The 11,393-nt window shown below is 44.3% G+C and carries 11 protein-coding genes and 1 tRNA gene; 11 read left to right on the top strand and 1 reads right to left on the bottom strand.

Features of this window, described 5'->3' with window-relative positions:
* The 3 genes from QVP35_RS01755 to QVP35_RS01745 form a co-directional block, all read left to right on the top strand.
* On the top strand, nt 1-525 hold a 525-nt coding region (locus QVP35_RS01755), incomplete at its 5' end, for an NAD-dependent epimerase/dehydratase family protein (protein ID WP_288187725.1).
* A 304-nt stretch (nt 526-829) separates the two neighbouring features.
* Nucleotides 830-1,546 carry a LytR/AlgR family response regulator transcription factor gene (locus tag QVP35_RS01750; protein WP_006566486.1) on the top strand — a complete coding sequence of 239 codons (717 nt, stop codon included), beginning with the start codon at nt 830-832 and terminating at the stop codon, nt 1,544-1,546.
* 36 nt (nt 1,547-1,582) lie between these two features.
* A complete protein-coding gene (locus tag QVP35_RS01745) occupies nt 1,583-2,845 on the top strand; it encodes an ATP-binding protein (RefSeq protein WP_006566485.1) in 1,263 nt (420 codons plus the stop codon).
* Nucleotides 2,846-3,150: 305 nt separating this feature from the next.
* Here QVP35_RS01745 and QVP35_RS01740 read toward each other — a convergent pair whose 3' ends face one another.
* Nucleotides 3,151-3,519: a desulfoferrodoxin family protein gene (locus QVP35_RS01740; RefSeq protein ID WP_006566484.1), complete on the bottom strand. Its 369-nt coding sequence runs from the start codon at nt 3,517-3,519 to the stop codon at nt 3,151-3,153.
* Between the two features lie 154 nt (nt 3,520-3,673).
* Here QVP35_RS01740 and dpsA point away from each other — a divergent pair, with 154 nt between their 5' ends.
* From dpsA to QVP35_RS01700, 8 genes are all read left to right on the top strand, one after another.
* A complete protein-coding gene (gene dpsA, locus QVP35_RS01735; protein ID WP_009289031.1) occupies nt 3,674-4,516 on the top strand; it encodes a dipicolinate synthase subunit DpsA in 843 nt (280 codons plus the stop codon).
* The gene (locus QVP35_RS01730) at nt 4,516-5,097 is read left to right on the top strand and encodes a dipicolinate synthase subunit B (RefSeq protein ID WP_009289030.1); all 582 of its coding nucleotides are present in this window, start codon (nt 4,516-4,518) and stop codon (nt 5,095-5,097) included. The genes dpsA and QVP35_RS01730 overlap by 1 nt, the downstream gene beginning before the upstream one ends.
* A gap of 67 nt (nt 5,098-5,164) precedes the next feature.
* Nucleotides 5,165-7,015 carry an asparagine synthase (glutamine-hydrolyzing) gene (asnB, locus tag QVP35_RS01725; protein WP_006566481.1) on the top strand — a complete coding sequence of 617 codons (1,851 nt, stop codon included), beginning with the start codon at nt 5,165-5,167 and terminating at the stop codon, nt 7,013-7,015.
* A gap of 136 nt (nt 7,016-7,151) precedes the next feature.
* The gene (locus QVP35_RS01720; RefSeq protein ID WP_009289029.1) at nt 7,152-7,763 is read left to right on the top strand and encodes an AAA family ATPase; all 612 of its coding nucleotides are present in this window, start codon (nt 7,152-7,154) and stop codon (nt 7,761-7,763) included.
* A gap of 25 nt (nt 7,764-7,788) precedes the next feature.
* A complete protein-coding gene (locus QVP35_RS01715) occupies nt 7,789-8,397 on the top strand; it encodes an AAA family ATPase (RefSeq protein WP_006566479.1) in 609 nt (202 codons plus the stop codon).
* Nucleotides 8,398-8,614: 217 nt separating this feature from the next.
* Nucleotides 8,615-9,481 (top strand): nitroreductase family protein, encoded by an 867-nt coding sequence (locus QVP35_RS01710; RefSeq protein WP_022260725.1) that lies wholly within the window; start codon nt 8,615-8,617, stop codon nt 9,479-9,481.
* Between the two features lie 175 nt (nt 9,482-9,656).
* Nucleotides 9,657-11,150: an Ig-like domain-containing protein gene (locus QVP35_RS01705; RefSeq protein WP_022260724.1), complete on the top strand. Its 1,494-nt coding sequence runs from the start codon at nt 9,657-9,659 to the stop codon at nt 11,148-11,150.
* Between the two features lie 143 nt (nt 11,151-11,293).
* Nucleotides 11,294-11,365 (top strand) — tRNA-Gln (locus QVP35_RS01700).
* Nucleotides 11,366-11,393: the final 28 nt, after the last annotated feature.

The following is an 11,393-nucleotide window of genomic DNA, read 5'->3' as shown; positions in this document are numbered from 1 at the left end:
AGAGCACACGGACTCCGGTTTGTATCACTTCGCTATTTTAATGCATGCGGAGCCCATAAAAGCGGAGAGATCGGCGAGGCGCACAATCCGGAGACTCATCTGATCCCGCTGATCCTTCAGGTTCCAAACGGAAAAAGAGAAGCAATCAGTATTTTCGGAACCGATTATCCGACCAAAGACGGGACCTGTGTCAGAGATTATATTCATGTGACCGATCTTGCACAGGCTCATATCCTCGCGGTAAAATATCTGATGGAAGGAAATGAAAGTGATATCTTCAATCTCGGAAATGGAATTGGCTTTACGGTCAAAGAGGTGATCGAGACCGCAAAAGAGGTAACGCAAAAACCGATCAAAGCAGTGGAAGAGGGCCGGAGGGCCGGGGACCCTGCAGTGCTGATCGCATCCAGCGAGAAGGCAAAAAAAGTCCTTGGATGGAAGCCGGAGCATGCAGATCTCCATGAGATCATTGAGAGTGCATGGAGGTGGCACAGCACACATCCCGAAGGATATCAGAGCAAATAATACGAGTAATATAATGTAAAAAATGGAACGGTCATCAGGAAATTAGAACGTATATCTGAATTTCCATAAATATGCTTGACGATGAAGCTGTATCGTTCTATACTGACCACAAGCTCAGCAGAGACAACATCCTTAGAGAATGTAATCTCAGAATCTGCCGGAGCACAGACATATATTTTATAATGAAAAAGGAACAGCCATGATGCATTTTTTATTGCACATGTCTGTTCTTTTTTGCATTTGGAGCGGGAAAGGGGTAAAATATGATTATGTTTTACGTTTTATAAATTAGAAAGGATTGAGGATGGAGAGAACGTTAAAAATAGCAATCTGTGACGATGAACAGACTTACTTGGATATCTTGGAAGATGAATGTCTCCGGTTCCTGGAGGGCAGAAATCAAAAGGCACAAATCTTCTGTTTTCAAAGGGGAGAAGATCTGCTTTCTTCGGAGGATGAGTTTGATATCATCCTGCTCGACGTGGAACTGCAGCATATGGATGGATTTTCTGTTGCGGAAGAGTGGAAGAACCGGCAGAGGCCCGGAAAAATCATTTTTATTACGAGCCATGATGAATGGGTCCAGAGAGCTTTTAAGGTTCAGGCATTCAGGTATCTGTATAAAAGTGGAAGCGGACAGGATCTTTTGGAGGCGCTGGAAGACGCGCTCAAAGATATGAACGACAATGAAGGGATTGTACTGGAGGGAAAGGAGGAGAGCAGATTCGTTTACTTCCGGGAGATTCGATGGATCGAAGCTCTGGGCGATGAAATAGCGGTGTTTCTTGTGGGAGGGCATCTGATCGTGAGATTGTCTCTGAAAAAAATTGAGGGGTGTTTGGATGAGAGGTTTCAGCGGATCCACAAGGGATACATAATTAATTTCCAATTCGTAGAGCATTATTACAAAGAACGGCTTGTGCTGTTCTGCGGAAAGGAATTTCAGATTTCCAAGAGGAAACAGAAGGAGGTCAAAAAACACTATTTTGAGTATATAACCAAATATGCAAAAGTGATTTAATGAACCCATATGGGAAATGGGCAGTGAGGGTGAAAAGTGAAAGGATTATATTGGGTGTATGTGTACGCCATTGAACTTTGGAAGATGATCTTGATCATGAGGGGGATTTTAGGGATCGAACCGGTGCGGAAACGGCAGGTGCTGATGTTTCAGATTCCGGCAGTTTTGGGAGTGCTGGCAAGCTTTAAGTACCAGCTTCCCGTGAATATAGTTATTGTCCTGTTTATTATGTTGTCGGCATGGATTTATTTTAATAAGTTTTTTCTGTCAGTGTTTACCTGGCTCGGAATTTCGATCATGGATTTTCTGATCGGACTGTTTATTATTTTTTTCGCACAGATGGATTTTCAGACAGCTTATAACAGCAATCATTTCGCTGATGTGGAGGAGGTCTTCAGTTTTCTTCTGCTGATCGTTATCATTGCGGTACGGAAGAGGTTTGAAGTCAAGAAGATCCAGTATACATACAGTGATGTGGCACTGGGAGCCATGGTACTGGTTGGGGTGATCGCCTGTATCGGTCCCTTTCTGTCGGAAGGATTTCAGAACTGGACATCCATCGGTAAGAGGCTGGAGATCCTTCTTGGATTTCTTTTGATGCTGTTTGGAATCAGCAGTATTATATACCGGATCTGCAGAGTCAGGCAGGAGCAGGAACAGTTTGAACAGCAGATGCTGTGGAATGAACGTCTGTTAAACGAACAGAAAAAGTATTATGAACTGCTGCTTCAGAAGGAGGAGATGACCAAAAAGATCAGACATGACATGAAAAGCCAGCTGGCATGTCTGAGCAGATTTCTGGAAAAAGAAGAGTATGACAATGCAAGGGAATATCTGGGCGAGCTGACCGGAGATATAAAGCGTTTGAATATTCTCATTTCTACCGGAAATGATGTGGTTGATATAGTGGTAAATGATATTGTCCAGAGCGAAAAGATTAAGATCAACTGGAAAGGAAAAATTCCGAGCAGGCTTAACATGACCAATGCAGAGATCTGTATTTTGTTTTCCAATCTTCTCAAAAATGCTGCGGAAGCCGTCAGAGATATGGAAGACAAGACAGTCAGCGTCACGGTCAAGCTCACCGGGCATCATTTGATTTTGGAGGAGAGCAACCGGACCATGAAGCCGGTGATCATAGAAGACGGCCGTCTCAAAACTACGAAGCATGACAAAGAAAAACACGGCATTGGAAGCCGCAATATGATCGAAATCGCCGAAAAGTATAACGGGGATGTTTCCTTCCGGTGTGAGAATGGGATATTCTATGTAAAAATTATCCTTCTGGATACTATTTAATGGAAAAAAAGATGACGGTTATTCAAATATCAAGTCGTTCCCCGAGGGTATATTGAAACAAGGAATAGGACCTTTTATAGTGTGTATTGTTACCGAGATAATTGTCGAAAGCAAAGCAGTATAAAGGGGGATAAAACAATGACATGCATGAGATGGCCTTGGCCTTTCTAATCGTCATCTAGTCCGTTTGGAGGACTAATTACAAAGGATAAAGAATTAATTATGAGGGTAGCCTTAAATTAAGAGACATAAAACAAGAGGCATTTCTGAGAAGATCAGAGATGCCTCTTTTATTATGTCTGATTTTATGCTTTCCACAGTCCGTGGAGATTGCAGTATTCATATGCGGCAATCAATTCCTCACCGTCTGCCAGAAGGAATTCTGCCTCCGGTTTTTCACCCGGATTCAGATATTTTATCTGATGGCCGCGGCTGGTTTCAATGCAGATGAACATAATGTAGTGAGCCTCCATCATAGGATGTTCGGCTTCTCCGACCTTCACGCTGATCCTGCGGTCATCCGCTGAAATGACCGGGACGTGTTTTTCTGCTGCCCCGTCGGTAGTGCCTGGAACAAGCTCCGTCATTTTCTGGCCGCAGCACATGACCGGTACCCCGCTGTCATTCAGCAAAGTCATGATGTTTTTGCAGTGTTCACAGATAAAAAATTTCATTTTAAGAACTCCCTTCTTTAAAACAACAACCCTGGTTACTGATTCTAATATATCAGATTATGCGTCATTTGTCTGTAGAATTTGGAAAAAATGAAGCAACTCTGTGACAAATTTCATATACTATCATTAGATGGCAGCAGAAAGGAGCGGTAAAATGTATGATTTTGCAGTGCTTGGCGGTGATTTAAGACAGTTTTATATGGCAAAACAGCTTGCTTTTAAAGGCTATTCTGTGATTACCTATGGGATCGCATCCGGGGAGGTGCAGGCTTCTTCTATGAAAGAAGCCGTGGAAAATGCAGAAATCCTGATCGGCCCGATCCCTTTTTCCAAAGACCGTGAAAACCTGGTTTCCATGGAATGCTGTGCTGACTTCGGAATAGAGGATGTAAAACAGCATCTGAGGAAAGGGCAGAAGATCTTTGCGGGATGTATTCCGGATGACTTCTGCCGCTATTGCATGAATGCGGGGGTTGCTGTCCATGACTTTATGAAATTGGACTCAGTGGCGTTAAAAAATGCCGTGCCCACTGCCGAGGGAGCTGTGGCAGAAGCCGTTTTTGATTCTCCTGTACAGATACAGGGAAGCCGATGTCTGGTGACAGGCTTCGGACGATGCGGCAGCGTCCTGGCAGAAAAGCTGAAGCTTTGGTCGGCCAAAGTAACGGCAGCCGCAAGAAATAAGGAGCAGCGTGCCCTGGCGGAGTCCTTTGGAATAAAAGCAGTCTCTCTCGATGAGCTGAAAGAAGAACTTTCTCAGGCTGATTTTATTTTTAACACGATTCCGGCCATGATTTTAGACAGAGAACGTCTGGAACAGGTAAAAAAAGAGGCGTTAATCGTGGATATTGCATCTGCGCCGGGAGGCGTAGATTTCATGGCGGCAGACGAATTGGGGATCAAGGCAAAACAATGTCTTGGAATTCCCGGCAAGTATGCAGCGTGTTCGGCAGCTGCCATTCTGACAGAAACAATGATTACGGAATGGGATGTATGATGAGTGTAAAAGGAAAGAAAATAGGAATTGCCGTAACTGGCTCATTCTGCACATATGAAAAAATTTTTATCCAGCTTGAGAAGCTGGCAGAAGAAGGAGCACAGGTGCAGACCATTTTTTCCGGGGCCGCACAGAGCATAGACAGCCGATTTGGAAAGGCAGAAGATTTCTTGGATAGGGCAGAGAAGATCACTGGGATTACCCCGATGAAAACGATCGCCCAGGCTGAACCGATCGGTCCAAAGAGTCTATTGGATATTCTGGTGATCTTCCCGTGTACAGGAAACACGCTTGCAAAGCTGTGCAGCGGGATCACAGATTCACCGGTCCTGATGGCGGCAAAAGCCCATTTAAGGAACGATAAACCTTTGGTGATTTCTGTATCAACCAATGACGCTCTGGGAATAAATATGAAGAACATCGGAGCTCTGATGAATATGAAAAATATTTATTTTGTACCGTTTGGGCAGGATGATCCGGTGAAAAAACCGAACTCCATGATCGCCGATACCAGCCTTTTGATCCCGACTGTGGAAAAAGCGCTGGAAGGCAGACAATATCAGCCGGTTATCCGGGGATAGAACGTAAGGCTCCCGGTGATGCTTCACCGCGGGGCCTGTATGAAAAAAAGTTGAAGAGGTGGCACATATGTGTGGTATTGCGGGATTTTGTAATCCTCATAACAGGTATCTGGAAAAGAAAGGACAGTGGGAAGATGTTCTGGACCGTATGAATCAAGTTCAGAAGCACCGGGGCCCGGATGATCAGGGAACGTTTTTGGAAAATGGGTGCGGCCTGGCCCATGTCCGTCTCTCGATCATTGACTTATACACCGGTCATCAGCCCATGGTAAGAGAGGAATCCGGACGTAAGTTTGTCATTGTGTATAACGGTGAAATTTATAACATGAAGGAATTGAAACAGGAGCTGAAAAAGGAAGGGGCGATCTTCAGGACAGCGAGCGATACGGAAGTGATCCTGGCGGGGTACATCCTTCACGGACCGGCCTTTGTGGAGAAACTGAACGGTATTTTTGCGGTCAGTATTTGGGATTCTGCGGAAAAGAAGCTGTTTTTGTTCAGAGACCGGCTTGGGGTCAAACCGTTGTTTTATTCTTTTTCCGGCCAGACCCTTGTATTTTCATCCGAGATCAAGGGTATCTTTCAGTATCCGGGGATAGAACCGGTCATCGACCGGGACGGACTCGGTGAGATTTTTGGACTGGGACCGGCAAAATCCTATGGAAAAGGAGTATTCAAAGGCGTTTCAGAAGTACTGCCGGGTCATTTTCTGGAGTACAGCACGGAGGGGCTTAATGATCACACTTACTGGAAGCTTGAGAGCCGGCCTCATGAAGAATCTTATGATCAGACGGTAGAGAAACTGTCTTATCTGGTCCACGATGCGGTAAAGATGCAGATGCTCTCTGATATTCCGATTTGTACGTTTTTATCCGGAGGGGTGGACAGCAGTCTTGTGACAGCCATCTGTGCCAAAGAGCTTGGCAGACAGGGGAAACAGCTGAATACCTTTTCTTTTGATTTTGTAAACAATGACCGGTATTTTAAGGCCAATTCTTTTCAGCCGTCTCAGGACCGTCCATGGGTAGACCGTATGGTAGAGGCATCGGGAACCAATCACACGTACCTGGAGTGTAATAACGAGCAGCAGATTGAGAACCTGTACAGGGCTGTGGATGCAAGAGACCTTCCCTGCATGGCTGATGTGGAGTCTTCCCTTCTCTACTTCTGTTCAAAAGTTGCCGAGACAAAGAAGGTTACTCTGACCGGAGAATGTGCGGATGAGATTTTCGGAGGATATCCGTGGTTTCATAAAAAAGAATGTTTTGAAGCCCATGCATTTCCGTGGTCTATGGATATGGAGCCCAGGGAGGCCCTGTTAAGCGGCGATGTGCTTCAGGCGGTAGATCTGAAAGCCCATGCACGGCGGGCATACGAAAAGACGATCCGGGAAACCCCAAGACTTCTTGGAGAAGATCCGACAGAAAGCCGGAGGAGAGAGATCTCCTATCTGAATCTTAAATGGTTTATGGTCACACTTCTGGACCGGATGGACCGCACCAGCATGTATTCCGGCCTGGAAGCCAGAGTACCGTTTGCCGACCACAGGATCGTGGAATATATGTGGAATGTGCCGTGGGAAATGAAATGTCCGGACGGTGTGGTCAAAGGACTGTTAAGGGCCGCAGGTGAAGGAGATCTTCCGAATGAAGTATTGTACAGGAGGAAGAGTCCGTATCCGAAAACGTATCATCCTGAATATGAAAAAATGCTGGGAGACCGGCTGCGGGAAGTGATCGCAGATCCCAATGCTCCGATTCGGAATTTGATCGATAAAAAGAAAACGGAAGAATTTTTAGAGAGTCCGTCGGACTACGGAAAACCTTGGTATGGACAGCTGATGGCAGGACCGCAGATGGTGGCGTTTATGCTCCAGGTCAACTACTGGCTGGAAACGTATCATATCGCTGTCATATAAGAAGAGAACAGAAGGGATTGTTTTCATAAAAGAACAATTCCTTCTGTTTTTTATGTTTTTTCCACTCTGTCATGGTATAATGAAGATAAGATATTGATCTTAGCAATCACTGTTTATGAGCAAAGGAGTGATGTTTATGAAAGAGAACAGAATCATATGTATTTCCAGAGAATTCGGAAGCGGCGGCCATGAATTGGGAGAACACCTGTCAGAGAAGCTGGGGATCAAGCTGTTCGACAGCGAGATCATAACAAAGGTAGCCGAGCTTGGCAATGTGCCTGAAGACTTTGTGGAAGAACAGGGGGAGGTCAGAGACTTCCGGGGCTTCCTGGGAGTGATGCCGTCCGGACATGCTGCAGCGGACATTACAAGAGACTTTGTAGTTACTTCGGAGAAACTGTTTGCCCTTCAGTCCATTGCCATCCGGCAGATGGCTAAAGACGAAGGTTCCTGTATTTTTGTGGGACGGTGTGCGGATGTTATTCTGCAGAATCAGGCAGAGTGCATCTCAGTTTTTGTCCACAGCCCGCTGGAAGACAGGATTCAGAGAATTATGGATCTGCGGCAGATTACAGAAAAGGAAGCAAGGAAACTGATTAAGAGGACTGACCGGGAAAGAGCCTCTTACCACAACTATTACACGAAGATCAAGTGGGGACATCCGAGCAACTATCACCTGGTTCTTAACATGGGAAAACTGGGCATGGAAAATGCGGTGGATCTGATTTCTTACTATGTAGAACGCTGAATATGATACAGAGAGGAGAGATGATATGAGGCCGAATACGATTATATGCATATCCAGAGAGTACGGAAGCGGAGGCCATGAAATTGCGGAGAAGCTTTCAGAGGATTTAGGGATCAAGCTATTTGACAAAGAACTGATCGCCAGAGTGGCAAAGATGGCGGACGTGTCTGAAGAGTATATAAGCCAAAGGGAAGAGACCGGTGATTATGCCTATATCTTCGGAGTTCCCATCGGACATCCGGCCACGACTCCTATGGATGAATGTATCCTGACACCTGAGAAGCTTTTTGTCATTCAGTCCATTGCCATACGCCAGATCGCAGAGCAGGAGAAGTCCTGCATCTTTGTGGGGCGGTGTGCAGATGTTATCCTTCAGAAACTTCCCGGCTGCCACTCTTTCTTTATCCACAGCTCTGAGGCAGTGCGGATTCAGAGGATCATGGACACGGAGGACGTCTCTGAGCGGGAGGCGAAACGTCTCATGAAAAAGGTGGATAAGGAGAGGGCTTCTTACCACAATTACTACACAAAAATCAAGTGGGGACATCCGAGCAATTATGAACTGGTCATCAACACCGGCCGGACAGGTATAGATAAAGCGGTAAAAGTCATAGAATCTTACTTGGAAGAATAGATATAAAGGGCAGATGGGAAATCCACCTGTCCTTTTTGTATATCCGAAGGGCACACCGTAATTCATTCCCTTTGGGTGGACGTACTTTATACGATAATGTATACCCACAGGGCATCACGTATTTTATACCCTTCGGGTGGACGCGCTTTGCGCGATAAGGTATAATATAACAAGTAGCAGGAAGATATTTTTACTGGATAAGGGAGGTTGTATGACTATGGAATATAAAGATTTGATTGAAAGCAAGAACTCCGTCAGGGATTATAAAGAGAAGGAAGTCGATGCCGCTACCGTTAAGAAAATCCGGGATTTTGCCCAGTCCTGTGAGCGCCTGGATGACAGTATCGGGATCGATATCCGCTTTATGGATAATGATACCGTTTACCGCCAGCTGGACGGGTATGCAGGATATAAAGGGATTTTGATCAATGCGCCGCACTATATGATCGTTTTGTCAGAGAAAAAGGATCATTATATTGAAAATGGCGGATATGTGGGTGAATCTATCTCTGTTAAAGCTCATTCTCTGGGAGTGGATTCCTGCTGGATTACCTTCAAAGACAGCCGTACAGTCATTGAAAAGCTGAACATTGTCACGGATAAAGAAGTGGTGGCGATTATGGCATTGGGATACGGAAAGAAGCGGTTTAAAAAGGTTACAGGGAATGTCACATTGGGAAAAGGATATGCCAATGCGGATTTTCAGGTGAAAGACAGCGTTATATCTCCAAGGATGCCTTTAGAAGAGATTGTTTTTCTTGATACATGGGGCAATAAAGCAACGGTGGATGAGCTTGTGAACCGGGCTGTATACGAACCGTTAAACTATGCAAGGATGGCGCCTTCTACTTTAAATCGCCAGCCGTGGAGATTTATCATTGACGGAGGACTGCTGATTCTTACAGTCAGGGACGACGAGGATACGAATCTCTACGAGGAACAGATCGACGCGGGCATCGTCATGCTTTACTGCAAGAAGGTGATGAGGGAGACCTTATGTGAGATCAACTGGAATCTCGAACCTGTGGAAAATAAATACAATATACCGGATAACTATAAGATTGTGGCATCCTGCAGTATGTAATACCCCTAAGGATTTCCGTAATATTATAAAAATGACCAAATACAGTTAAACGAGTTTTCTTCGTTTAACTGTATTTTTTTCCGACTGAAAAACAACAAATAACAACATAGATTCAATCTCATTATTATTTCAGCTTCTTATGATAAAATGTTTTACAGAATAAGGAGGAATGATTATGAGGAAGATGAGCAGTTCATTATGGAAAAAGGGAATGGCTGCGGCTTTATCTGCAGTAATGATGTTTGGTGTTTTTGGGGGAACGAAGACTTCTGTATCCGGGGCTTCCGGCAAAAAAGTCGATGCCAATATGGATGGCAGAGCGAATGAGACGGTTACAGTAAACAATGCAAAAGGCGCAAGGATGATCAAAGTAGGCTCCTATGTAAAATCAGGAGGAGAGCTTAAGACGGGAAAGACATATTATGCACTGCGTCTCGCAGACGGTTATGGGGAACAGCGGCCGGATTATAAAAGGGTGCTGAAACAGAATACATGGGTAACGGTAAGCGCAAGTCTGCTTCCTGTAAAACTTGGCCGAAAGGTTTCCAGCCCTACCTGGTATAATTCACCCGATCAAAGCTACAATAAGGTACAGAAAGGCGATACTTATTTTGCTTTAAACAGTAAAGACAATACAGAATTTGTAAATCTGTTTGACAGCTGTAATGGAACCATTGCATTTAACGAGACTTTTAAGGGAAGCAATATTAATACCACGGACGGGAAGTATTCCCGCTATGGATGTGACAACGGCGGAGTAGCCGGCCAGCCAATTCTTTTATATCATGGTTCATCTGCCAGCGAGTATGTTTTAAGCGGGATTTATGTAAAGAATACAAAGACTTATAAGAAGAACCAAGTGATCAAAAAGTCGGATTTTACGGTCTATGCAAAATATGTGAATAAGAAAAACAGTAAAGATGTAAAATGGGGGAAAGCAGATACAAATTATATCGCTTTATCTCAGACTAGTGCGCAGAACAGAAAATTTAAAGTAAAGGTGCAGTATCCTACAACAGGTGCAGATATGCCAAGTCTGGCAGCAGGTGCCAAAACTAAGGAGCTCACTCTCAATACAGCAGCCAGTACCGCAAAGAAGGTCATTGTAGCAACTGGTACGGCCAAGACTTCCAGGAAGGTTCAGCTGTCATGGACAAAGACGAAGGGTGCGGACGGATACCGGATTTACGGTAATCAATGTGGAAAGAAATCTACACCAAAATATTTAAAGACAGTAAAGAAGGGAACGAAGACTACCATCACAAAGATTGGAAAGCGAAAACTGAAATCCAAAGGTTCCTATAAGTTTTATGTAAGACCATATCAAAATGTGAACAAACAGAAAAAGAACATTGGAAAATCTAATACGGCACATGTATTGATGAGAGCCGGTTCACGGTATGCAAATGCATCTTCCGTCTCTGTAAAGAAGAAATCAATTACGCTGAAAAAGGGCAGGACAGCTGTCATTAAAGCAAAGGTAAAGGTCCCGTCCGGCAAGAAACAGCCGAAAAATCACGGTGCAAAGATTCGTTACATGACTTCAAAAAGTTCTGTAGTATCCGTGAACAGCAAAGGAAAGATCAAAGCAAAGAAAGCCGGCAAGGCAGCTATTTATGTGATCAGTGAGAATGGAAAGTATAAAAAGGTCAGCGTAACGGTAAAATAAAAAATGCTGAAAGAAAATGTTGTAAAACTAAATAGGACAGTTTTACAACATTTTTTATTCGGCATATGAGAACAAAAGAAATTAAAAAAAATATAAAAAACCATTGCGCTTGTCGAAATTCCGTGGTATATTAATAAAGCTGTTGGGCTATCGCCAAGTGGTAAGGCACAGGATTCTGACTCCTGCATCCGCTGGTTCGAATCCAGCTAGCCCAGTTTCATCAGAATTAAAATAAATAATCAG

This window comes from Anaerostipes sp. CAG:276, from assembly GCF_000432215.1.
In the GTDB taxonomy this organism is placed as follows: Bacteria; Bacillota; Clostridia; order Lachnospirales; family Lachnospiraceae; genus Anaerostipes; species Anaerostipes caccae.
The sequence above is the reverse complement of the archived record's forward strand: the minus strand, read 5'-3'. Positions and strand labels throughout refer to the sequence as shown.